The sequence below is a fragment of the Devosia lacusdianchii genome (genome assembly GCF_022429625.1).
GTDB classification, from domain to species: Bacteria; Pseudomonadota; Alphaproteobacteria; order Rhizobiales; family Devosiaceae; genus Devosia; species Devosia lacusdianchii.
In genome coordinates this window covers 1,799,893-1,821,239 of record NZ_CP092483.1, presented here as the reverse complement: position 1 = coordinate 1,821,239, position 21,347 = coordinate 1,799,893, and the positions used below count along the sequence as shown (strand labels likewise).

Sequence of the window (21,347 nt, the reverse complement as noted above, 5' to 3'; positions counted from 1 at the left end):
CGCTAATCACAACGGCATGGTTACTGTCGAGCGCAAAGCCTGATTCGATTGCGCATAGGGATTGCTGCATTGGCTAAGGCATCGGAACAATTCCGGCAATCGGATGTCGCCGTTTGGGGCATAGTGGCCCTGGTTTTTGGCGGCATTGCTGTCCTGGGTGCCAATATCTCGGCTGCCATTCCATCAAGCATACTTGGTGGCCTCCATAAAACACGCATCGAAGGCGCCTCGCTCGAGCAATTGCGCCTGCAAGTCGCCGACCTGCGCGAGGAGACCCTGCAGCTCAAGCGCGAGAATGGTCTGCTGGCCACCCGGTTCGCGCTCGAAGAGCGGCAGGGCAATGAGATAACCCAGCGCGTCGGCGCGCTCGAAGTCAGCCTGCCGAAGCTGCTGGAGGCCCTACCCAGCGGTGCCGAGATCGATCGCTCGGCCTTCACCGCTTCGATTGGCGAAGGCGAGGCGCTGATTTACGACGCCGATGGCGGTTCGGTCATGGTTCGCCAGAGCCCCATGGCCGAAGCGCAACCGGCGCAGCCGCTGCCTGCCCTTGTCGAGCAAACCGCAGCCTTGGCCGTGCCCAACGAAGCTGCGTTTGGCATCGCATTGGGCCCGTCGATCGCATTCGAGCAAGCTCCCGAGACCTGGAAAGACCTCTCAATCAAGCTCGGTCCGCTGCTGTTCGGGCTGGCGCCGCTGCTGGTCGACGAGGCCAATAGCGATGACAAGCGCATCGTCGTGGGTCCGATTACACAGCTTACCGAGGCCACTTCGCTGTGTGCCCGCCTCGAGCGCGTATCGATTTCGTGCATGCCCATGCCCTTTACCGGAACGCCACTCAGCTATTGAGAGCGGCGCAATTGCGGTTGACAGCGGGGGCTACGTGGCTATGTTCCGCCGCGACGCCACCAGCGTCAGCAAGTGCGTGCCGGTAGCTCAGTGGTAGAGCATTCGACTTTTAATCGAATGGTCGAGGGTTCGACCCCCTCCCGGCATACCACTCCTCCCATTCTGATCGGGGTTCCCGCGGTGTCACAGGATACCATCGATCTCCTCAAGGTGCTCGCGGCCACGGCCATCGTGTTCGCGATCGGCACGTTGACCATGCTCTACGTCATCTACCTGCTAGCCCAATACGGCGCTGACCTGCCCATGGTCGGGTCGCTGCCCCTGACCGCCCCGCCTGAAATGGTACCGCTCCTGGCCGATGGAAGGCTGTTTTCCACCTTGGCCGCGGTGCTGGTCACGGCCACGGGCCTCGCACTGATCATTGCCAGTAACACTGTCGATATGGCGCTGCTGATAACGGCCAAGGCCGTCGCTGTGGTCATCACGGCCCTGCTGGGCTTCGTCGGCGGGCATATGATCTACCTGCAGCTCACAGAAAAGACGGCATTCGTCCTTTCGCCGCTGACCCCGGCCTTCATTGCGCTGGCGGCATTTCTGGTGCTGTCGACGCTCCTCAGCGTCCCCAGCCTGCGCCGACTGGGCAACCTCCGGTTCGTGGCGGCAATAGCGCTGGTTCTGATCGGCCCAATGCTGCTGGTCTGGCTGTAAGACGCGGTATCTCTGCGAAATCAGTCAACCCTTTAGGCCGCCAGCGTCACCACAACAGCGCCACGCGGTGTGGCCACGACCGTATGTTCATACTGAACACAAGGCGCTGCGGGGCGGCTGATCAGGGTCCATTCGTCATCGGGCGTCTTCTGGTCGGCCATCCGGCCGCCGAGCGACAGGAAGGGTTCGATAGTGAACACTAGTCCGTTGGTCATGCGGCGGCGTTCGGACTTGTCGGGCCAGGTTGAAATCTCGGCCGGCTCGTCATGCAGGCTGTCGCCGACGCCGTGGCTGGCGAGGTTGCGGATCAGCGTATAGCCGCCCTTTTTCGCAAATTTTCCAATGGCTTCGCCGATATCGGCCAGCGGTGCGCCGGCCTTGACTGCGCCGATGCCGGCCCACATGGCCTTCTTGCCATCGCGGCAGAGATTGACCAGACGCTGGTCGCCCTTGCCCAGGATGAAGGACGAGCCACAATCGGCGTAGACCCCGTCCTTGACCGCGGAAACGTCGATATTGACCAGGTCGCCTTCGGCGAGAACGCGGTCACCCGGAATGCCGTGGGCGATCTCTTCGTTGACCGAAATGCAGGTCGCGCCGGGGAAGTCATAGGTCAGCACCGGGGCAGAAAGCGCGCCGTTTGCTGCCAGCATGCTGGCACCTATCTCGTCAAGTTCTTGCGTTGTCATGCCCGGACGCATGGCCGAGGCCATGGCGTCGCGGGTAATGGCGCAGATGCGGCCAATGGCCTTGAGCTTTTCGAGCTGTTCTTCGGTGGTGATGGTCACTTGTTCGCCAGATAGTATGCCAGCAAGCCCTGGGTAGAGCTGTCATGCCCTTCCCCGCTCTGCTTGCCCTCGACCTTGGGCAGCAGTGCCTTGGCGAGCTGCTTGCCGAGTTCGACGCCCCACTGGTCGTAGGAATTGACGTTCCAGATCACGCCCTGGGTGAATACCTTGTGCTCGTAGAGCGCGACCAGCGAGCCGAGGGTCTCGGGGGTGAGCTGCTCGTAGAACAGGGTGTTGGAGGGACGGTTGCCGGGGAACACCTTGTGCGGGGTCAGTTCCTTGATCTTGGCCTTGTCAAGGTTCTGGGCCTTGAGTTCGGCGACGACTTCTTCCTCCGTCTTGCCCAGCATCAGCGCTTCGGACTGTGCCAGCACGTTGGCGACCAGCTTGTCGTGGTGTGGTGGCAGGTTCTCATGCGGCTTGGCGGCGATGAGGAAGTCCGCTGGGATGACGTCGGTGCCCTGGTGGATCAATTGATAGAAGGCGTGCTGGCCATTGGTGCCTGGCTCGCCCCAAACGATTGGGCCGGTAGACCAGCCGACGGGCTTGCCTGATAGCGTGACCGACTTGCCGTTCGACTCCATATCCTGCTGCTGCAGATAGGCGGCGAAGCGGCTGAGGCGCTGGTCGTAGGGCAGCACGGCATGGGTCGAGAAACCCCAGACGTTGCGGTACCAGACGCCAAGCACGGCCATGATCACCGGAAGGTTTTCCTCCAGCGGGGCGCTGAGGAAGTGGCGGTCCATGGCATCGGCGCCCTTGAGGAACTTGGCGAAATTGTCATAGCCGATAGCCAGCGCGATGGGCAGGCCGATGGCCGACCAGACCGAGTAACGCCCGCCGACCCAGTCCCAGAAGCCGAAGATGCGGTCTTCGCGGATGCCGAACTTGGCGCAGGCCGGAATATTGGTCGAGACGGCGGCGAAATGGTTCGGCACGGCCTCCTCACCCAGCGCGTCAGCCAGCCATTTGCGGGCCGAGTTGGCATTGGTCATCGTCTCGTCGGTGGTGAAGGTCTTGGATGCGACGATGAACAGCGTCTTCTTGGGATCAAGGCGCTTGAGGGTATCGTGGATGTGGGCGCCGTCGACATTGGAGACGTAGTGAGCCCGAAGGTCGGCGCGGGTATAGGGCTCCAGCGCCAGGGTGACCATGGCCGGGCCGAGGTCGGAGCCGCCAATGCCGATATTGACGATGTCCGTGAACTGCTCGCCGCCATGGCCGCGGATTTCGCCTGACCGGACACCATTGGTATAGGCCTCGATGGCATCCAGCACGGCGCGGATGTCTGGCATGACGTCCTTACCGTCGACCGGCACCGGCTTATCCCCTTGATATCGCAAGGCCATGTGCATCACGGCGCGGTCTTCGGTGATATTGATATGCTCGCCTTCGCACATCTGGTCGCGGCGTTCTTCGACGCCGGCCGCGCGGGCCAGATCGAACAGGGCCGCGAGCGCGTCGCCATCGATGCGGTTCTTGGAATAGTCGAGCAGGATGCCCGCGCCAGTAGCCGAATAGCGCTTGAAGCGGTTCGGATCGACGGCGAACTGCACGCGCATCGGCTGCTCTTCGAGGCGCTTGCGATGCTTGTCGAGGCTCGTGAAACTCGCCTTGCGTCCAGCCTTAGCCATATCGAGAACCCTTGTTTCTGATCAGAGGACCGGCAGGTCGCCGGCGGCCCATGCCGCGCGCGTCTCTGCCGCAAAATCGTTGAACCGGCCGCCTTCGATTGCCCCGCGGCAGCCCTGCACCAGCTCTTGATAATAGGCCAGGTTGATCTGGGAAAGGATCATCGCGCCCAAAATCTCCTCAGTCTTAACGAGGTGGTGCAGATAGGCGCGGCTCCAGCGGCGGCAGTTGGGATTGGGGGAAGCCTCGTCGATCGGCCGGTGGTCATCCCTATGCCGGGCGTTCTTCAGATTGATGACGCCGAAGCGGGTGTAGACGTGACCATGGCGACCGGCGCGGGTCGGGTGCACGCAGTCGAACATGTCGATGCCGCGGCCCACAGCGCCGAGAATGTCGTCAGGCTTGCCGACACCCATGAGATAGCGCGGACGATCGGTCGGGAGTTCTGGCGTGATCTCCTCGATCACTTTGAACATGACGTCTTGCGGCTCGCCGACAGCGAGACCACCGACCGCGTAGCCGTCAAAGCCGATGGACTTGAGACCCTGGGCCGAGCGGGCGCGTAGTTCGGGGTTGTCGCCGCCCTGCACGATGCCAAACAGCGCCCGGTTGGCCTGATTGTTGAATGCGGTCTTGGAACGGTCGGCCCAGCGGAGCGACAGCTCCATGGCGCGCTCCATTTCCTTGTATTCGGCGGGCAGCTTCAGGCATTCGTCGAGCTGCATGATGATGTCGCTGTCGAGCAGCGTCTGGATCTCGATGGAGCGTTCGGGGGTCAGCTCATAGCTGGAGCCGTCGATATGCGATTTGAAAGTAACCCCCTTTTCGGTGAGCTTGCGCAACTGGGCCAGCGACATGACCTGAAAGCCGCCGCTATCGGTCAGGATGGGTCGCTGCCAATCCATGAAATCATGCAGCCCGCCCTGCGAGGCCACGCGCTCGGCGCCGGGGCGCAGCATCAGGTGATAGGTATTGCCCAAGAGGATATCGGCACCGGTCTCGCGCACCTGTTCGGGATACATGGCCTTGACGGTGCCGGCCGTGCCGACGGGCATGAAGGCGGGCGTCTGGATGTCACCGCGTGGCGTGTCGATACGACCGCGTCGCGCCATGCCATTGGTGGCGGAAAGGGTAAAGGTGACTTGCTTGGTCGTGGAGTTCATGGCCGGCGTTGTACCGGTTCATCTTGTGCAGGACAACTGGTCGGCGCGGGCCGATTTTGGCCATGATTGCTCACGAAGCATTGAGCCGAAGCCCATTGGTCAATCAGTCCAGAGTCTAGCCATGAAACGTTTCGTCTTGCCCATCCTTGCCGTCGCCATCATGACGGGGAGCTGCCGGAAATGGTCTCCAGCGTGACGTCGAACATATCGCCGTCCTGGCGCTCGAAGGTGGCAGTAATCTCGCCTTCCCCGGAGCCGACATAGGTGCCGGCAATGTCCCAGCCCTCCGGCTGCGCCACGGAGCTGTAGCGGCTCGATCGCTGGCGAAATGGCGTTCACGCTCGATGGCGGCACGCTACAGGTCGCGAACGAAAATCACGTCGAGGGCTCCGACGGCGAGCAGTTCTGCGAAGTCAACATGACCTTCGACGAAGAGGGCTTTCTCAATCTCGAGGAAAGCTCCGGCTGCGTGAATTTCCACGGCGCGGCCTGCAGTTTCGATGGCCAGGTTGTCAGCCTGAAAGCGGCCGGGTGATCCCCGCACACACCCCGCTTGTTTCGTGGGGCGGCCTTGTACCGGTTCACCATAGGTGGGACAACCGGGCCGATTCCGGCCATAATTGCCCGCGAAGGCTCGTTTTAGTTTGACCCCTGACTATAGGCTTATCCCATGCTTCGTTTTGCCCTGCCCCTGTTTGCCATCGCCTTGCTCGCTTCTCCCGCCCTTGCCCAGGAGGGCAGCTATGTCGGTAGCGGCGAGGGCGAGCTGACCGCTGAAATCAAGCATATCGAGAACGACGTCTATGCCGTTTCGCTCGGCACTGTCGTGGCGATGACCGAGGACGGCATGCCTGGCTGCGGCGGCGGCATCGAGGGCGAGGCTATCCTTGACGAGACCGGCGGTAATTTCTTCGTCGAGAACGAAGACTACGACCCAAAGTCGGACAGCCCAATGCTTGGTGAGCAGTACTGTGAAATTGCGCTGAACTTTGACGAGGACGGCTTCCTCAATATCGAGGAGAAGTCCGGCTGTATCGCCTATCACGGCGCCTCTTGTGGCTTCACCGGCCAGCTGATCAACACGAGCGCGATCAATTGATCGTTGCTAGCCTGCTTCGGCCGGCGCTCGCATTGCTCGTGCTCGCTACCTTTGCCTGCCCTACACTCGCCCAGGAAGGCGAGTATTCGGACGGCAAGGACGGCGAGCTGTCTGCGAAAATCAGCCACATCAAAGACGATCTCTACGCCGTCGCGATCGATACCTTCGTGCTGGAAGGTGACGTGGCGGGCTGTATTGCCTTCATCGAAGGCGAGACGAACCTCGACGCCACGGGTGGCACCTTGGTTGTCGAGGACGGCGGGGAACACCGCGAGATCAGCCTCAGCTTCGACGCGGCCGGTGCCCTGACCATCACCGAACAGGGCGGCTGTTTTGCATTCACTGGCGGTCAATGCAGCTTTGACGGCCAGGTGATGAAGGTGGTTGCGGCCAACTGAGGCGCGTCGCCGCCCACCCGACTTTCGCGTGATCCCAGTGATATCGGGCTCAACCTGGACTGCCCGGACGAGCCGGGCAATCCAGGTGAGGCGCCCCCTCTAGTTCAGCTTGGCCAATTGCTCCAGGACGGCATGGGTGGCGGTGACCCGGGCCGGAATTGGGAAGGCGGTATTGGCGAGCATGACCACGCCGATTCTCTGTGCGGGCACAAAGGCCACATAGGCGCCGAAGCCATTTGTGGAGCCGGTCTTGTTAAAGAGCGTCGGCCCGGATGGCTGGGCTGGCGGATTGAGCGCGGTGGCGGGATTGGGCTCCATGGACATGGCGGGAGAATTGCCGGCCAACAACTGATCGAGCGCAACCGGGAAGGGATATTGCTCCCAACCAAGGCCCTGCACGGTGTCGTTGACACGGAAGTAGCCGACCTGGGTGGCTTGCACCGCGCTTTTGAGCGGGCCGGAGAGGTCATCGGGCGCGATATTGGCTTCGACGAAGCGGATCATGTCGGCCGTCGTGGATTTTACGCCATAGGCTTCGTCGCTCAGCCAGCCGGGATTGACACGCATCGCCCTGCCATCCCTGTAGCCCCAGGCGTAGTTGGCCATCGCCGCTTCGGGGACGTGGATATAGGTGCTTTGGAGGCCCAGGCCGGGGAAGATTTCCGTCTGCGCGATATCGGCAAAGTCCCGGCCCATCGCTTTGGCGGCGACATAGCCGAAGAGACCGATGGCAGGGTTGGAATAGTCGCGCCGGGCGCCGGGCGCGGCTTGTGGCTGCCATTGCTGGAAGAAGGCCTCCATGGACGCGGCCTCGGGGAATTGCAGTGGCAGGCCGCCGACCGTGTAGGTGCCAAGATGCAGCAAAGCCGCCTGGTCGATCGGCGTTCCGGCGAGTTCCGGCATGTATTTGGACGGATGGTCGTCCAAGGCCATGTGGCCCTGCGCCACGGCGTAATTGCCCAGGGTAGAGGTGAACATCTTACTGACCGAGCCCAGCTCGAACAGTGTGTTCTCGTTGACCGCGGCCCTGGTATCGCGAGCAGCGACGCCATAGTTGAAGAAATAGTGCTCGCCATTCACGGTGACGCCGACGGCGAGGCCGGGCACGTCATACTGCGCCAGAAGCGGCTCAAAGGCCGCATTCACGGCGGCGACGACGGCTTCCGGCGCTTCGGCAGCATGGGCAGACAGACAGGACATGGCGGCCAGTGCCAGCGGCGCGACCGTCTTTATCAGAATACGCAAAACCAGTTTCCTTCAGGCTGTCAAAAACGAACGCCGGGAGGAGGCCGGGGCAATATGGCAAGACTTTGGGTGGGCGGCTGTACTATTACGAATCCGCCCGCAGGAGCAGGGACGAATCCCCATACGAATAGAAGCGGTAGCCGGCAGCGATCGCGTGCTCGTAGGCCTGCCGCATCATGTCCATGCCCGCAAAGGCGCTGACCAGCATGAACAGGGTCGACTTCGGCAGGTGGAAGTTGGTCATCAAAGCGTCGACGATGGCGAAACGGAAGCCGGGGGTGATGAAGATATCGGTATCGCCCATGAAGGGCTGCAGCGTGCCCGTCGCCCGGGAGGCCGTCTCAAGCAGGCGCAGGCTGGTGGTGCCCACGGCGATCACGCGGCCACCGAGCGCCTTTTTGGCATGGATGCGTTCGACCGTGGCCTGATCGATCTCGCCCCATTCGGCATGCATGACGTGGTCGTCGGTATCATCGACCTTCATCGGCAGGAAGGTCCCTGCCCCGACATGCAGCGTCACCCGCTCGATGGTGACGCCCTTGTCGGCAAGCTGCTGCAACAGCGCTTCGGTGAAATGGAGGCCCGCCGTCGGCGCGGCGACAGCCCCATCCTCTGCGGCATAGACCGTTTGGTAGTCGACCTTGTCGCGCTCCTCCACGCCGCGCTTGGCGCCGATATAGGGCGGCAGCGGCATGGCGCCGTGTGACTTGATGGCTTCGTCGAGCTCGGCGCCGCCGAGATCGAACTCCAACGTCACCTCGCCGGTATCGCCCTTGCCGGCGACCCGGGCGGTCAGAGCATCGGCCTGTCCGTTGCCCAGTTCGAGCTGATCGAGCAGCGCCAGCCGCTTGGCGGGACGGGCAAAGGCGCGCCAGGTGTGGCTGTCGACGCGCTTATGCAGGTTGAAGGACACGGTCGCGCGGTTATCGCCACGGACACGCGTGCCGCGCAGTTCGGCGGGCAGTACGCGGGTGTCGTTGACGACGAGGACGTCGCCCGGCTTCAGGAGCCACAGCAGATCGGGGATGTGCCGGTCGGAGAGCCCCACCTCTGGGTCCACCACCAGCAGGCGCGCGCTGTCGCGTGGCTCAACCGGGTGGAGGGCTATCAGCTTTTCGGGCAGGTCGAAGTCAAAATCGGAAACTCGCATGGGGCGTCCGTTAGCACAGCGGGCGGAGGGCGGGTAGCAGGGGAATAGCCGCGGGTACGCAGTGGTTCCCTATAGCACCCGGATCATCAGCGCGCCGGTGACCAGCAGGATCGCCCCGCCAATGCGGCCGACAGAAATCTCGCGCACGGCCATACCCATGAAGCCGATCTTGTCGAGGAACATGCCGCCCACCAATTGCCCGGCCACCGACAGCGCCATGACGGCCGCCGCGCCGATCATCGGGGTCAGCATGATGTTGGAGAACACGTAGAACGCCCCAAGCACGCCTCCGGCAACGAAGGTCCATGGCGCGGGCGCGCCAAAGTTGATCGGGATGGCAGCGACATTGCTGTAGATGAAGGCAATGGCCCAAAGCAGGATGGCACCGGCAACAAAGGACACACCGGCCGCGGCGATCGGCACCCCGAGATTGCGGCCGAGTTGCGCGTTGATCGGCGCCTGGGTGGCGATGCAGGCACCCGCGACGATGCCCATCAACGCCCAGAGGACTGTATCCATTTTCATCAAACGACCTGAAGTGGTTCGCCTTACGGCGCGGGTGGCGACCTAAAGCCGATTCCCGGACCAAGGCAATGCACGGTCAGCCTTCGCCGCAACGCACCGGATAGGTTGCGCCGTTGGCAGCTACCGTTCCGGTCAGCGGCCAGTCCTCATCGCCATCAAAGCGGAGGCGGACGCTGACAAGGACAGTTTCCATATTGGGATCGGTGAGGTCGACCAGAACCTGCTGGTCATCGGCAAAGGCCTGTCCGACCACAAACGGAATGCCCTCGCCCCGTTCGGGGCCGGTAGACCAGGTCGTGCCATCTGCCTGCGCATAAGCGCCGATGACGTAGAGCACCGGCAGGCGCCCGGTGGCCAGATCGAGGGCAATGTTATCGCCCTCGCAGAAGATGCCGCCACTGGCCGCCGCAGGGACAGCCAGGGCTAGGCTGGCTGCGAAAGCCAGCCCGGCGGGCTTAGGCAGCGATGTCAGCCGCGACCTTGACCGAGACCATCTTGTCCGGGTTGATGACAGGTTCGCCGCGCTTGATCTTGTCGACATTGTCCATGCCCTCGATGACCTTGCCCCAAACGGTATACTGCTTGTTGAGGAAGGGCGCATCGGCGAAGCAGAGGAAGAACTGCGAATTGGCCGAGTCCGGGCTCTGGGCGCGGGCCATCGAGGCGGTGCCGCGCACGTGGGGCTCGGCGTTGAATTCCTGCTTGAGGTCCGGATACTTGGAACCGCCGGTGCCGCGGCCCTGCGGGCAACCGGTCTGGGCCATGAAGCCCTCGATCACGCGGTGGAACACGATGCCATCGTAGAAGCCTTCACGCGCCAGCTTCTTGATGTGCGCGACGTGGTTCGGCGCCAGGTCCGGACGCATGGCGATGACGACATTGCCCTGCGTGGTTTCGATGACGAGGGTGTTCTCGGGATCGGCGTATTCAGCCATTTGTGCAACTTTCGATTGGGAGGTTGTGGCCCGCATTTAGGCCGAAAGGGTGGTCGGTGCAAGGCCAGGGCGTTGGGGTCTGCCACCGCAATATCTAGTCGACGGCTGCGAAACCCATCCCGCTATCGTCATTGCCCGGCTCGTCCGGGCAATCCATCGCCATCCCGGTCGCCGAAAAATGGATCACCCGGACAAGCCGGGTGATGACGATAAACAGATGGGTCCGAGCGGATCTTACTTGTATTCGATCTTTGCCGTGACAATCTTGTCCGGGTTAGCCACGGCGCCGTTCTGTTCCTGCGGGCCCTTTTCGAGCGCGTCGACAGCTTCCATGCCGCTCACGACCTTGCCGAAGACGGTGTACTGGCCGTCGAGGAAGCTGGCGTCATCGGTGGTGATGAAGAACTGCGAATTGAACGAGTTCGGGTCCTGCGAGCGAGCCGCGCCGAGCACGCCGCGCTGGAAGCTCTCGGCATTGAACTCGGCCTCGACGTCGGGCAGGTCCGAGCCGCCCATGCCGGCCTGGGCCAGGTTGAACTCGGCACCGCCGGTCTTGCCGAACTTGACGTCGCCGGTCTGGGCCATGAAGCCGTCGATGACGCGGTGGAACACTACGCCGTCATAGGCGCCGGCTTCGGTCAGTTCGATCACCCGGGCGACGTGCTTGGGGGCAAGCGCGGGCAGCAGTTCGATATCGACCGTACCGTCCTCCAGCGTGAGGATCAGGTGCGGCGTGCCGGCCTGGGCGAAGGCAGGCGCGGCAGTCAGGGCCGCGGCGCCGATGACGAGGGCGCCGAACAGGCGACGGGTAAGGACGGTCATTTGGTTTTCAGGGCCTTGAGAACGATTTGCGGGACGAAGGCGGAAATATCGCCGCCCATTTCTGCGATCTGGCGCACCAATGTGGCCGAGATATGCCGAACAGGAGGGCTGGACGGCAAGAAGACGGTCTGTAAATCGGGCGCCATCTGCGCATTCATGCCGACCATCTGCATTTCGTAATTGTAATCGGTGGTGTCGCGCAGGCCGCGGATGATCAGCTTGGCGCCATGTTCGCGCGCGGCATTGACCATGAGGCCGCTGAAATCGACGATCTTGAATTCGGTGTCGGTGCGCTTGCCGACCGGCCCCAGCACCTGTTCGAGAATCGCGAGGCGATCCGCATGGGCGAAAAGCGGGGTCTTCTTGCCCGCATTGATGCCGACGGCGACGACCAGCGTGTCGACCAGCTTGCAGGCCCGCTCGATGACATCGAGATGACCATTGGTCAGCGGATCAAACGAGCCGGGATAAAAACCTACGAGCCTGCCCATGCCGCCCTCCCCTTTGTTGTTACAGGGGTTTTGTCACGCAAGCAGATTCATGGCAAGGCGCGGCGGAAGATGTAGAGGTGGTCGCGTCCCACATCGCTCTCGACCAGCGTCCAGCCGCGTAGCGCGTAGAAGTCGTGCAAATGCGGCCGGGCCGAGAGATAGGCTTTCTTGAAGCCAAGGCTGACATAGAGGGCCAGCACCGCGCCGATCAGCGATTGGGCAATGCCCCGACCGCGCGCGTCCGGTTCGACCCACAGGGCGGCGACGCAGGGACCGAGATGCGGGCGGTCCGAAATGTCAGACTGGATGGCGGTGACCGTGCCAAGAAAACGATCGTTATCGCTCGCGACAAAGGTGCAGGGAAAACCGTCGGCGGCGCCGACCTCGCGCAGCCCCTCGACCAGATCCGAGATCGGGTCGCCGTCAGCCTCCCACCAGGCGCGCCAGATGCGATCGGCGACCGTGTCGAAATGCTGCGGTGCCTGTTTGAGGTCGGTGATGATCATGGTGTTCTCGACTTGCCAACGAGGGTGACGACGGCACTGACAGCGCCCAACGTGAACAGCAATGCGCCGCCGGCTAGAAAGGCCATGCCGGTGCCGAAGGCGGCAGCGATGGCACTGCCGATGAAGGGGGCCGACAGCATCACGGCGGTCGTCACCGCCTCGCCTGCGGCGAACACCCTGGCGATGCGGTCGGGCGGCGTTTCGGTCTGCACGATGGTGCGATAGGGCACGAGCATGAAGGCGAATGACCCGCCCATCAGTGCCAGGATGATGAAATAGGGGATTGCCGGCATGTCGTAGCCCTGCAGCGCCGCCAGCGATACCAGCATGGTGACTGTGCCCGAAAACAAAGCCGACACGATCATGCTGGAAACGGGATGCCTGGTGGCGAGGCTACCCGCCAGCAGCGCGCCGATCAAACCGCCGCCGCCGGAAGCGGCAATGCCGAAGCCAAAAGCGGTGACGCCAAGCCCAAAATCTTCGGCCAACAGGGCAATGAGCGCGTCGTAAAGAAACACCGCGAAGAACGCCACCGCCGAGAAAACGAGCGCGACCAGCAGCAGGCGGCTGCGGCGGAATTCGCTCACACCAGCCAGTAGTTCACTCCGGAAATCGGTGGCTTCGCTCTGCGGCTTGGGCGGCAGGGCAATGTCAAACACGAGGGCCGCCGCGATCAGCGACAAGACGGCGTTGAGGCCGAACACCGATTGCGCCGGCATGACGGCCAATAGCAGCCCGCCAACCGCGGGGCCGGCAATCTTCGAGGTTTGATTGATGGCTTGATGCAGCCCATTGGCGCTGGCCAGCAGGTCGGGTGGGGTCGATGCCTGGATGGCCGCCTGCCGGGCCGGGGTGAAGGCGGAATCGATGCAGGCCCGCACGAAGACGATGGCGAGGACAATCGCGGTGTGCCCGGCAAAGACCAGGGCCAGGGTCGCCAGTCCACGCCCGAGATTGCTCACTACCAGGACGCGAGCCAGCGGTGCGCGATCGACAAGCACGGCCAGCAGCGGCCCGACCGCGACATAGGGCAGCGTCAGGCAGAAGGCGAACAGGGCCAGCACGAAAGGCCCCTCGCCCCAGGCGAAAACCAGCAGAGCAACGATGGCGGCGTAGTCCAGCCAGTCGGCGAAGTCCGCCGGAATCGAGGCCAGTGCCAATCGGCGCGGCACCGGCATCGCCAGCAGCGACCGGTAACCCGACGGCTTCGAGTCCACTGTTAGGCCCGCTTCTGCAGCGCCAGCCAGACGCCCCCAGCCATGAGGATGGCGCCCGAGACCCGGTTCACCATGCGCACGCGAGCAGCGGTCAAGAGATGACGCGCCTGTCCGGCCGCGATGGCGTAGACGCTATCGCTGATGGTGGCGACCGCCATGACGATCAGGCCGAGGGTCATGATCTGGCCAAAGGCGGGCCGGCTCAGGTCGATGAACTGCGGCAGGAAGGCGCTGAGGAACAGCAAGGTCTTGGGGTTCGACCAGCTGATCAGTGCGCCCTGCCAGACGTATCGGCCGATCGGCAGGCGTTCGCCATCGGCAAAGCTCAACTGGCCGGTGGAGCGAACCATTTTCCAGCCGATCCAGATCAGATAGGCGGCGCCGGCGAGTTTGATGAACTCGAACGCGCCCGAGACGACATTCATCACCGCTTCAAGGCCCACTGCGACGGTAAAGACCATGCTTAGCATGCTCAATTCGGTACCGAGGATGGTGAACAGACCCGCCCTGGTGCCGCCCGCCAGGGAATTGGCGATCACCACCGATACCGATGGTCCTGGAATGATGGAGAACAGCAGGCAGGCCAGTACGTAAGGCAGGATGATTGCGGGATCGATCATGATCGGTTCTTTCCGGCGACGGGGATGGTCAGAAAGCCATTGCCCCGGCCAAATGGCAAGGCCCCACCGCGCGCTGATCCGCAATCGCTAAAATTGTAGCGAGTTCGCGTATCGAAAAACAACGCGCATCAAATATTCGTGGTGCGTCGATACATCCATTGGGGACTGGGATGCGCTCTTACTTTGACGGATTGCTGCGGTATTTCGAATTTTCGGGTCGCAGCACGCGCATGCAGTACTGGATGTTCTTCCTGATGCAGATCTTCGTATACGCCGCGGCCATAGCCGTGGACTATTCGCTCGGCGGGATCGATCCGAAGAATCCCTATATGCCGGCGACCATCTTCGTGATGATCTTCCACGTCATTCCCGGCCTCACCGTGCAGATCCGCCGCCTGCATGATATTGGCAAATCCGGCGCTTGGTGGCTGCTCAACTTCGTGCCCTTCGGCGGTTTCGTGTTGCTGTTCTGGGCCTGCTGCCCGTCCGAGGAAGGCTCGAACGCCTATGACGGCCCGGCCCCGAGCACCTACGAGCCCCGATACCGGCCGCAGCCACAGCAGCAGCCGCGCTACTCCACCATCCCGCGCGGCGTCCGCATGGGCAATAACAGCCGCACGCCATCTATGGGTGGGGGTGCGCAGTCTCCGAGTTCGGGGCGGTTCATCTAACTCCCCGGGTGGAAATCCGAGCCACCGATACACCCAAAAAGGGGCGCCTGGGCGCCCCTTTTGCTTACTCGGTGACCGGGCTTTCCGGAGCCTCGGGGGCATCCGGTGCCTCGGGCGTATCGTCGCCCTCGGGTTCGCTGATGTGTTCCACCGACATCACTTTCTCGCCCTCGGCGGTGTCAAAGACGATGACGCCCTGGCTGCCGCGCGAGACGATGCGGATTGGCTTGTCGCCGCCCACGGGCAGACGAATGGTCTGGCCGCCGTCGCTGATCAGCATGATCTGGTCGTCGTCCTGCACGGGGAAGCTCGAGACGAGATTGCCGTTGCGCTTATTGACCGCCATGGCGACGATGCCCTTACCGCCACGGCCGGTGATCCGGTACTCGTGGCTGGAGGTGCGCTTGCCGTAGCCGTTTTCCGAGATGGTCAGGATGAACTGCTCGGTGGCGCTCATTTGAGCGTAACGCTCCTGCGGCAGTTCGCCAGCTACTACATCGCCCTCATCCGAACCCGCCTCTTCCTCGGCCCCTTCGCCACGCACTGCGCGGCTCATCTTGAGATAGGCGGCCCGTTCTTCGGCCGAAGCATCGGAGTGGTTGATCACGGCCATGGAGATGACGACGTCACCTTCAGCAAGCTGGATGCCACGCACGCCCATGGAATCGCGACCCTTGAACACGCGCACGTCGTCGACCTGGAAACGGATGGCCTGACCCAGCGCCGTGGTCAGCAGCACGTCGTCATTCGCGGTCGCCGTCTCAACACCGACGATCTGGTCGCCTTCGTCGAGCTTCATGGCGATCTTGCCGTTCTGGCGCACTTCGACGAAGTCCGCGAGCGAGTTGCGGCGCACCGTGCCGCGCGTCGTGGCGAACATGATGTCCAGGTTGCCCCAGCTCGTCTCGTCCTCGGGCAGCGGCATGATGGTGGTCAGCCGTTCGCCCTGCTCCAGTGGCAGGATGTTGATAAGCGCCTTGCCGCGCGCATTGGCAGCGGCCAGAGGCAGGCGCCAGACCTTGAGCTTGTAGGCAATGCCTCGGTCGGTGAAGAACAGCACCGGCGTGTGGGTATTGGCCACGAACAAGCGGCTGACGAAATCCTCGTCGCGCGTTGCCATGCCCGAACGGCCCTTGCCGCCGCGGTTCTGGGCCCGATAGGTCGAGAGGGGCACGCGCTTGATGTAGCCTTCATGCGACACGGTCACGACCATGTCTTCGCGGGCGATCAGGTCCTCGTCATCGAAATCGCCGACGAAATCGGAAATCTCGGTGCGCCGCGGCGTGTTGAACTGTTCCTTGATCTCGGTCAGTTCATTGCGGATGATTTCGACCACGCGGTCGCGGCTGCGCAGGATATCGAGATAGTCCTCAATCTCGAGGCCGAGGCCGTTGAGCTCTTCGCCGATTTCGTCGCGGCCGAGGGCGGTGAGGCGGGCGAGGCGCAGCTCGAGGATGGCGCGGGCCTGCTCTTCCGACAGGTTGAACGTACCGTCTTCGTTGATACGGTGGCGTGGATCGTCGATCAGTGCGATCAGCGGCGCCACGTCTTGCGCCGGCCAGCGGCGGGTCATCAGCTGCTCGCGCGCCGTCGCCGGATCGGGCGCGGTGCGGATCAGGGCGATGACCTCGTCGATATTGGCCACGGCCACGGCGAGACCGACCAGGATATGGGCGCGATCGCGGGCTTTGTTGAGCAGGAAGCGGGCGCGACGCGTAACCACTTCGTGACGGAAATCAATAAACGCCTGCAAAATCTCGCGCAGGTTCATCAATTGCGGCTTACCGCCGTTCAGCGCCACGAAATTGCAGCCGAAGGACGATTGCAGCGCGGTGAAGCGGTAGAGCTGGTTCAGCACCACGTCTGGCAGCGCGTCGCGCTTGATCTCGATGACCACGCGCATGCCCTCGCGCGATGACTCGTCGCGCATGTCGGCGATGCCCTCGATGCGCTTGTCGCGCACCAGCTCGGCGATCTTTTCGACCAGTACGGCCTTGTTCACCTGATAGGGCAGTTCGGTGATGATGAGCGCTTCGCGCTCCTTGCGGATCTCCTCCACGGCAACGCGACCGCGCACCATGATCGAGCCGCGACCTGTCTCATAGGCCTGCCGAATGCCGCTGCGGCCCAGAATGATGCCCGCGGTCGGGAAATCCGGCCCGGGCAGCACGGCGAGCAGTTCCTCGGTAATGACCGATGGATTATCGAGCACCAGCAGCGCGGCATCGATGGTCTCGCCCAGATTGTGCGTGGGCACGTTGGTGGCCATGCCGACGGCGATGCCGCTACCGCCATTGACCAGCATGTTGGGGAACCGCGCCGGCAGTACCGATGGCTCCTTTTCGGAGCCGTCATAGTTGTCCTTGAAGTTCACCGTGTCCTTGTCGAGGTCGTCGAGCATGGAATTGGTGATCTTCTGCATGCGCACTTCGGTATAGCGCATGGCGGCGGGCATATCGCCGTCGACCGAGCCGAAATTGCCCTGGCCTTCGACAAGTAGCTCGCCCATCGAGAAGTCCTGCGCCATGCGCACCAAGGCCATGTAGACGGCCTGGTCTGAGTGCGGATGGTACTTACCGATAACGTCGCCGACGACGCGGGCCGACTTGCGGTACGGCTTGTTATACTCGTAGCCGTTCTCGTTCATCGAGAAGAGGATGCGCCGGTGCACGGGCTTGAGGCCATCGCGCACATCGGGCAGCGCACGGCTGACGATCACACTCATCGCATAATCGAGATACGATTTGCGCATCTCGTCGGTGATGGAAATCAGCGAAATGTCGGAGGGCGGCAGCGCGCCAGTTCCGTTTTCAGGCGTATCGGTCACTGGGGTGATTCTTGGTTGGTTTTGCTAGCCGATATGTAGGCGATTCCGGGGGGAATTGCTAATTTCGGGCCGCGAAGGCTGTGGAGAGGCAAGGCCGGTCTCCAGCGAGCAACGCCCCCTCCCCTTGACACCTCCTCTGAATGCGCATTAGTTGCGCACTAACGTAATTACTAAGGCATGCAAATATGGACGACGGACTGACGTCGACATTTGCCGCACTCGCCGATCCAACGCGTCGCGCTATCCTGGCGCGGCTGGCTCTGGGTCCGGCGACGGTCAATGAGCTCGCCGAGCCGTTTGCGACCACCCTGCCAACGGTGTCGCGGCACCTCAAGGTGCTCGAAGAGGCAGGGCTTGTGGTCAAGGAGCGGACGGCGCAGTTCCGGCCTTGCCGGCTGGAGGTCGCGCCACTCGAGGCTGCGGATGCCTGGATCGCCCAGTATCGCGCCTTCTTCGGCGAGCGCTTCGACCGGCTCGATGCCCAACTCAAGACCATGATGGCCAAAAAGGCCAAGGAAGGAGAATAGCTATGGCAACCTACGATCGGGGTCGCGGCCTAACGCTCACCCGACTGTTCGATGCGCCGCCGGAAATGGTGTTCGACGCCTGGACCGACCCGGCCAGCCTCGACTGGTTCTACAATCCCAACAATCTGGTCACCGAGCCGCTATCGGTCGACTTGCGCGTCGGCGGCGCCTGGCGGCAGCTCATGGTGGAGAATGCCGGGAAGCAATATTTCACCGGCGGCATCTATCGCGAGATCGTCCCGGCCGAAAAGCTGGTGTTCTCATGGGGCGCGGTCGGCGGTTGGCCCGATCTGGATCCGGACCGGCTCGAAGATTCTCCGCTAGTAACGGTGCTGTTCAGGCCCGTAGGCGCCGGCACCGAGATGGTGTTCCGGGTGCAGCTGGCCGACCACCTGACGGAGGACCGCGTCACCGAATGGATGAATTGCGGCATGGTGGAAGGTTGGAACATCACCATCGATCGCATGTTGCCGGATCGGCGGCGCAAGGCGGCGTAGTCTTGTCGGGCGACCGACCGCCCTCTACTGCTCGTTGGCCCCGGCCCGATCCGGGGTCCAACGGATCACAGCCCGATGCCCAATCTCGTCAGACCTAAGCGACTTTCGCCCGGAGACCGGATCGCGACAGTGTCACCGTCATGGGGCGGTCCGGGCGCGTTCCCGCATCGCTACGAGGCGGGCAAGCGGCAGCTGGAAGAGGCATTTGGCGTCACCGTGATCGAAATGGCGCATACGCTGGCATCGGCGGACTGGATTGCCGACAATCCCCAAGCGCGGGCCGAGGACCTGATGGCCGCCTTCGCCGATCCCGATATTGCCGGGGTTTTCGCGACGATCGGCGGCGAGGATTGCATCCGGCTGCTGCCCTATCTCGATCTTGATGTCATCGGGGCCAATCCGAAGGTGTTCCTGGGATTTTCCGACACCACCGCGCTGCACCTCGCCTGCTATGCGGCCGGTGTGACCTCGTTCTATGGCCCCAGCATCATGGCCGGCTTCGGCGAGAATGGCGGCATGCATGACTACACGGTGGCGGGCGTGCGGCAGGCGCTGTTTTCCTCCGGACCTATCGGCACTATCGAGGCCAATACCGCGGGGTGGACTAGCGAGCATTTGGGCTGGGCGGACCCTGCGCTACAGGCGCAACGCCGAAAAATGTTGCCGGCGGAGCGGCCGCGCGTGCTGCAGGGTAGCGGTTCAGCGATCGGCCATCTGCTCGGCGGATGCGCCGAAGTGCTGGAGATGGTCAAGGGCACGCCATGGTGGCCGGAGGCCAGCGCGTGGGACGGCGCGATACTCTTCCTCGAAACATCCGAGGAGGCGCCACCTCCGGGCTTCATGCGCTTCTGGCTGCGCAACTATGCGGCGGCCGGTATCCTGGGTCGGCTTTCTGGGCTCCTGATAGCGCGGGCTGATCCGCGTGGTGATGCGGGCTATCAGGCAGCGATCGAGGCGGCGGCGGTGGCAGTACTGCGAGAAGCTGGGCTTGATGATCTACCGGTGCTGGCCGGCCTCGATTTTGGGCATACGCAGCCGATGCTCACCCTGCCCTACGGCACCGACGCCCGCATCGACTGCGCGGCGGCTACGCTGACAATTCTGGAACCTGGCGTCAGCTAGTTTTGGTGGAGCGGCTGGTTCGGAGCAAAGTCCAGTCCCCCGCATCTACGCCGCCTTGTCGAATTCCACCCGCGCCCTATCGATGCGGGGGTGATTGTCGTCGGCCCAGCGGATCAGGTGGCCGAAAGGGACGATGATCGACTCGCCCAGTGGCGTCAGCCGGTATTCCACTGACGGCGGCTTGGTATCGAAGACGCGGCGGGCGACCATGCCGTCGCGCTGCAGGTCGCGCAGGGTCTGCGTCAGCATCTTCTGGGAGATGTCGGGCACGTCGCGCCGAAGCTGGTTGAAGCGCTTGGGGCCGGCGCCAAGGGTCATGATCAGCAGCATGCTCCACTTATCCCCGATCTTGTCGAGCACGCCTCGGACCGGGCAATTCTGCAATGGCCCATCCTGCTCGTTCCACTTGGTGACGAAACGGTCGGCTTCCTGCATCGCGTTGAGCATGGTGGTTACTTCCAGGTGACGTTTGGCGTTTGAAGTGCCTCCTTTCGCACCGCGATGCGGGCGACTAGATAGCAGTCTCCATTCGATACTTACTCTCCATTGGCATGCGCCACAAGGGAGGGCGGGTGCACAACAAGGAGAGTAAGCCATGTCTCAATTCAGGGATCAAACACTGCTGGTCACCGGTGCGGGTGGCCAGTTCGGCCGCCTGGCCGTCGAAGAGCTGTTGGCCAAGGGTGCCAGCAAGGTTATCGCCGGCACGCGCGATCCGTCCAAGCTCGCCGATCTGGCTGCGCGTGGCGTCGAGGTGCGCAAGGTGGATTTCGACGATGCCAATCTCGCATCGGCCTTTGCCGGCGTAGACCGCCTGCTGCTAATCAGCACGGATGCCATCGGCAAGCGCGTCGACCAGCAGCGCAACGCGGTCAATGCCGCCAAGGCAGCCGGGGTGAAGCACATCGTCTATACCTCGGCCCCCTCCCCGCGCCCCAATGCCGGCGGCGGCGTTTCGCCGGAGCACTACTGGACTGAACAGGCCATTGCGGCATCGGGCCTCGACTACACGTTGCTGCGCAATCACATCTATGCCGAGATTTCGCTCTTGGGCGCTCCGTCGGCCATCGGCTCGGGGCAGCTGTTCGACGCCACTGACGGCAAGGGGCGCAGCTACGTGACGCGCGCCGATACCGCGCGTACTGCCGCGGGCGCGCTCCTCTCGGCCGAGGGCAAGACGATACATGACGTTACCGGCCCCGCGGCCGTGACTCAGGCCGAACTGGCGGCGCTGTTTGCCCAGTTCAGCGGCAAGCCAGTTGCCCGTATCGGGCTCACCGCATCCGAATTGCGGGCGGGCATGGTCGCCGCAGGCTTCCCTGAGGGCATGGCCGATGTGATGGTTGCCTTCGACCGGGACGCCGCCGACGGCTTCCACGCGGTCGTCACCGATACGGTCGAAAAGTTCTCCGGTCGCAAACCGATGGCCCTCGCCGACTTCGTTGCCGAAAACCGCGCGGCTCTGACTGCCTGATGGTGGTGGCTCCGCATTTCGGTGCGGAGCCACTAATCCCAAGCACAATTGCAACAAACCTTGGGGAAACCCCCGCGCCGCCTG

The 21,347-nt window shown here is 63.0% G+C and carries 26 protein-coding genes and 1 tRNA gene; 11 read left to right on the top strand and 16 right to left on the bottom strand.

Annotated features, from left to right (window positions below; genetic code table 11):
- The first annotated feature begins 69 nt into the window (after window positions 1-69).
- The 3 genes from MF606_RS08720 (at window position 70) to MF606_RS08710 (ending at window position 1,554) form a co-directional block, all read left to right on the top strand.
- Entirely contained in the window at window positions 70-846 is a 777-nt protein-coding gene (locus MF606_RS08720) for a hypothetical protein (protein WP_240233406.1), read from the top strand.
- 76 nt (window positions 847-922) lie between these two features.
- Window positions 923-997: transfer RNA gene (locus tag MF606_RS08715), tRNA-Lys, on the top strand.
- 29 nt (window positions 998-1,026) lie between these two features.
- On the top strand, window positions 1,027-1,554 hold the full coding sequence (locus tag MF606_RS08710) for a hypothetical protein (RefSeq protein ID WP_240233405.1): 528 nt from the start codon (window positions 1,027-1,029) through the stop codon (window positions 1,552-1,554).
- 32 nt (window positions 1,555-1,586) lie between these two features.
- On the opposite strand, the gene map is transcribed toward MF606_RS08710, so the two are convergent.
- From map to MF606_RS08690, 4 genes are all read right to left on the bottom strand, one after another.
- Window positions 1,587-2,342 carry a type I methionyl aminopeptidase gene (gene map, locus MF606_RS08705; RefSeq protein ID WP_240233404.1) on the bottom strand — a complete coding sequence of 252 codons (756 nt, stop codon included), beginning with the start codon at window positions 2,340-2,342 and terminating at the stop codon, window positions 1,587-1,589.
- The gene (gene pgi, locus MF606_RS08700; RefSeq protein ID WP_240233403.1) at window positions 2,339-3,976 is read right to left on the bottom strand and encodes a glucose-6-phosphate isomerase; all 1,638 of its coding nucleotides are present in this window, start codon (window positions 3,974-3,976) and stop codon (window positions 2,339-2,341) included. The genes map and pgi overlap by 4 nt, the downstream gene beginning before the upstream one ends.
- Window positions 3,977-3,997: 21 nt before the next feature.
- Window positions 3,998-5,137 carry a tRNA guanosine(34) transglycosylase Tgt gene (tgt, locus tag MF606_RS08695; RefSeq protein WP_240233402.1) on the bottom strand — a complete coding sequence of 380 codons (1,140 nt, stop codon included), beginning with the start codon at window positions 5,135-5,137 and terminating at the stop codon, window positions 3,998-4,000.
- Between the two features lie 158 nt (window positions 5,138-5,295).
- Complete coding sequence (locus MF606_RS08690) at window positions 5,296-5,436, bottom strand: hypothetical protein (protein ID WP_240233401.1); 141 nt, start codon at window positions 5,434-5,436, stop codon at window positions 5,296-5,298.
- Between the two features lie 29 nt (window positions 5,437-5,465).
- Between MF606_RS08690 and MF606_RS08685 the strand changes: the two genes are divergently transcribed.
- The 3 genes from MF606_RS08685 to MF606_RS08675 all read left to right on the top strand — a co-directional run bounded on the left by MF606_RS08685 (window position 5,466) and on the right by MF606_RS08675 (window position 6,634).
- Window positions 5,466-5,672 carry a hypothetical protein gene (locus MF606_RS08685; protein WP_240233400.1) on the top strand — a complete coding sequence of 69 codons (207 nt, stop codon included), beginning with the start codon at window positions 5,466-5,468 and terminating at the stop codon, window positions 5,670-5,672.
- A 135-nt stretch (window positions 5,673-5,807) separates the two neighbouring features.
- Window positions 5,808-6,236: a hypothetical protein gene (locus tag MF606_RS08680; RefSeq protein WP_240233399.1), complete on the top strand. Its 429-nt coding sequence runs from the start codon at window positions 5,808-5,810 to the stop codon at window positions 6,234-6,236.
- Window positions 6,233-6,634, top strand: a complete 402-nt coding sequence (locus MF606_RS08675; RefSeq protein ID WP_240233398.1) for a hypothetical protein — start codon at window positions 6,233-6,235, stop codon at window positions 6,632-6,634. The genes MF606_RS08680 and MF606_RS08675 overlap by 4 nt, the downstream gene beginning before the upstream one ends.
- Window positions 6,635-6,733: 99 nt before the next feature.
- On the opposite strand, the gene ampC is transcribed toward MF606_RS08675, so the two are convergent.
- The 10 genes from ampC to MF606_RS08625 form a co-directional block, all read right to left on the bottom strand.
- Window positions 6,734-7,834 (bottom strand): class C beta-lactamase, encoded by a 1,101-nt coding sequence (gene ampC / locus MF606_RS08670; protein WP_240233813.1) that lies wholly within the window; start codon window positions 7,832-7,834, stop codon window positions 6,734-6,736.
- Between the two features lie 130 nt (window positions 7,835-7,964).
- Complete coding sequence (gene queA, locus MF606_RS08665) at window positions 7,965-9,029, bottom strand: tRNA preQ1(34) S-adenosylmethionine ribosyltransferase-isomerase QueA (RefSeq protein ID WP_240233397.1); 1,065 nt, start codon at window positions 9,027-9,029, stop codon at window positions 7,965-7,967.
- A 69-nt stretch (window positions 9,030-9,098) separates the two neighbouring features.
- The gene (locus MF606_RS08660) at window positions 9,099-9,548 is read right to left on the bottom strand and encodes a DMT family transporter (RefSeq protein ID WP_240233396.1); all 450 of its coding nucleotides are present in this window, start codon (window positions 9,546-9,548) and stop codon (window positions 9,099-9,101) included.
- Window positions 9,549-9,630: 82 nt separating this feature from the next.
- Window positions 9,631-9,891, bottom strand: coding sequence for a hypothetical protein (locus tag MF606_RS08655; protein WP_240233395.1), 261 nt, complete (start codon window positions 9,889-9,891; stop codon window positions 9,631-9,633).
- Window positions 9,892-10,009: 118 nt separating this feature from the next.
- Window positions 10,010-10,489 carry a peptidylprolyl isomerase gene (locus MF606_RS08650; RefSeq protein ID WP_240233394.1) on the bottom strand — a complete coding sequence of 160 codons (480 nt, stop codon included), beginning with the start codon at window positions 10,487-10,489 and terminating at the stop codon, window positions 10,010-10,012.
- Between the two features lie 234 nt (window positions 10,490-10,723).
- Complete coding sequence (locus MF606_RS08645) at window positions 10,724-11,311, bottom strand: peptidylprolyl isomerase (RefSeq protein ID WP_240233393.1); 588 nt, start codon at window positions 11,309-11,311, stop codon at window positions 10,724-10,726.
- A complete protein-coding gene (coaD, locus tag MF606_RS08640) occupies window positions 11,308-11,802 on the bottom strand; it encodes a pantetheine-phosphate adenylyltransferase (protein ID WP_240233392.1) in 495 nt (164 codons plus the stop codon). The genes MF606_RS08645 and coaD overlap by 4 nt, the downstream gene beginning before the upstream one ends.
- A gap of 47 nt (window positions 11,803-11,849) precedes the next feature.
- Window positions 11,850-12,308, bottom strand: coding sequence for a GNAT family N-acetyltransferase (locus tag MF606_RS08635; RefSeq protein ID WP_240233391.1), 459 nt, complete (start codon window positions 12,306-12,308; stop codon window positions 11,850-11,852).
- Window positions 12,305-13,525, bottom strand: a complete 1,221-nt coding sequence (locus MF606_RS08630) for an MFS transporter (RefSeq protein ID WP_240233390.1) — start codon at window positions 13,523-13,525, stop codon at window positions 12,305-12,307. Before MF606_RS08630 ends, MF606_RS08635 begins: the two co-directional genes overlap by 4 nt.
- Before the next feature lie 2 nt (window positions 13,526-13,527).
- The gene (locus MF606_RS08625; protein ID WP_240233389.1) at window positions 13,528-14,145 is read right to left on the bottom strand and encodes a LysE family translocator; all 618 of its coding nucleotides are present in this window, start codon (window positions 14,143-14,145) and stop codon (window positions 13,528-13,530) included.
- Window positions 14,146-14,315: 170 nt separating this feature from the next.
- Between MF606_RS08625 and MF606_RS08620 the strand changes: the two genes are divergently transcribed.
- Window positions 14,316-14,816 carry a DUF805 domain-containing protein gene (locus MF606_RS08620; RefSeq protein WP_240233388.1) on the top strand — a complete coding sequence of 167 codons (501 nt, stop codon included), beginning with the start codon at window positions 14,316-14,318 and terminating at the stop codon, window positions 14,814-14,816.
- A 64-nt stretch (window positions 14,817-14,880) separates the two neighbouring features.
- On the opposite strand, the gene gyrA is transcribed toward MF606_RS08620, so the two are convergent.
- On the bottom strand, window positions 14,881-17,643 hold the full coding sequence (gene gyrA / locus MF606_RS08615; protein WP_275693138.1) for a DNA gyrase subunit A: 2,763 nt from the start codon (window positions 17,641-17,643) through the stop codon (window positions 14,881-14,883).
- 185 nt (window positions 17,644-17,828) lie between these two features.
- Here gyrA and MF606_RS08610 point away from each other — a divergent pair, with 185 nt between their 5' ends.
- The 3 genes from MF606_RS08610 to MF606_RS08600 all read left to right on the top strand — a co-directional run bounded on the left by MF606_RS08610 (window position 17,829) and on the right by MF606_RS08600 (window position 19,789).
- On the top strand, window positions 17,829-18,170 hold the full coding sequence (locus MF606_RS08610; RefSeq protein ID WP_240233387.1) for an ArsR/SmtB family transcription factor: 342 nt from the start codon (window positions 17,829-17,831) through the stop codon (window positions 18,168-18,170).
- A 2-nt stretch (window positions 18,171-18,172) separates the two neighbouring features.
- Complete coding sequence (locus MF606_RS08605; protein WP_240233386.1) at window positions 18,173-18,667, top strand: SRPBCC family protein; 495 nt, start codon at window positions 18,173-18,175, stop codon at window positions 18,665-18,667.
- Between the two features lie 129 nt (window positions 18,668-18,796).
- Window positions 18,797-19,789, top strand: a complete 993-nt coding sequence (locus MF606_RS08600) for a S66 family peptidase (protein WP_240233385.1) — start codon at window positions 18,797-18,799, stop codon at window positions 19,787-19,789.
- A 45-nt stretch (window positions 19,790-19,834) separates the two neighbouring features.
- Here the strand turns inward: MF606_RS08600 and MF606_RS08595 are convergent, their stop codons facing one another.
- Complete coding sequence (locus MF606_RS08595) at window positions 19,835-20,236, bottom strand: winged helix-turn-helix transcriptional regulator (protein WP_420842246.1); 402 nt, start codon at window positions 20,234-20,236, stop codon at window positions 19,835-19,837.
- A gap of 148 nt (window positions 20,237-20,384) precedes the next feature.
- On the opposite strand from MF606_RS08595, the gene MF606_RS08590 reads away from it, so the two are divergent.
- Window positions 20,385-21,263, top strand: a complete 879-nt coding sequence (locus tag MF606_RS08590) for an SDR family oxidoreductase (RefSeq protein ID WP_240233384.1) — start codon at window positions 20,385-20,387, stop codon at window positions 21,261-21,263.
- Window positions 21,264-21,347 lie beyond the last annotated feature (84 nt).

Coding starts and splice junctions, on each gene's coding strand:
- pgi (WP_240233403.1), bottom strand. CDS start 3,976: ATGGCTAAGGCTGGACGCAAGGCGAGTTTCACGAGCCTCGACAAGCAT.
- tgt (WP_240233402.1), bottom strand. CDS start 5,137: ATGAACTCCACGACCAAGCAAGTCACCTTTACCCTTTCCGCCACCAAT.
- MF606_RS08685 (WP_240233400.1), top strand. CDS start 5,466: ATGGCGTTCACGCTCGATGGCGGCACGCTACAGGTCGCGAACGAAAAT.
- MF606_RS08680 (WP_240233399.1), top strand. CDS start 5,808: ATGCTTCGTTTTGCCCTGCCCCTGTTTGCCATCGCCTTGCTCGCTTCT.
- ampC (WP_240233813.1), bottom strand. CDS start 7,834: ATGTCCTGTCTGTCTGCCCATGCTGCCGAAGCGCCGGAAGCCGTCGTC.
- queA (WP_240233397.1), bottom strand. CDS start 9,029: ATGCGAGTTTCCGATTTTGACTTCGACCTGCCCGAAAAGCTGATAGCC.
- MF606_RS08660 (WP_240233396.1), bottom strand. CDS start 9,548: ATGGATACAGTCCTCTGGGCGTTGATGGGCATCGTCGCGGGTGCCTGC.
- MF606_RS08650 (WP_240233394.1), bottom strand. CDS start 10,489: ATGGCTGAATACGCCGATCCCGAGAACACCCTCGTCATCGAAACCACG.
- MF606_RS08645 (WP_240233393.1), bottom strand. CDS start 11,311: ATGACCGTCCTTACCCGTCGCCTGTTCGGCGCCCTCGTCATCGGCGCC.
- coaD (WP_240233392.1), bottom strand. CDS start 11,802: ATGGGCAGGCTCGTAGGTTTTTATCCCGGCTCGTTTGATCCGCTGACC.
- MF606_RS08635 (WP_240233391.1), bottom strand. CDS start 12,308: ATGATCATCACCGACCTCAAACAGGCACCGCAGCATTTCGACACGGTC.
- MF606_RS08625 (WP_240233389.1), bottom strand. CDS start 14,145: ATGATCGATCCCGCAATCATCCTGCCTTACGTACTGGCCTGCCTGCTG.
- MF606_RS08620 (WP_240233388.1), top strand. CDS start 14,316: ATGCGCTCTTACTTTGACGGATTGCTGCGGTATTTCGAATTTTCGGGT.
- MF606_RS08610 (WP_240233387.1), top strand. CDS start 17,829: ATGGACGACGGACTGACGTCGACATTTGCCGCACTCGCCGATCCAACG.
- MF606_RS08605 (WP_240233386.1), top strand. CDS start 18,173: ATGGCAACCTACGATCGGGGTCGCGGCCTAACGCTCACCCGACTGTTC.
- MF606_RS08595 (WP_420842246.1), bottom strand. CDS start 20,236: ATGCTCAACGCGATGCAGGAAGCCGACCGTTTCGTCACCAAGTGGAAC.
- MF606_RS08590 (WP_240233384.1), top strand. CDS start 20,385: ATGTCTCAATTCAGGGATCAAACACTGCTGGTCACCGGTGCGGGTGGC.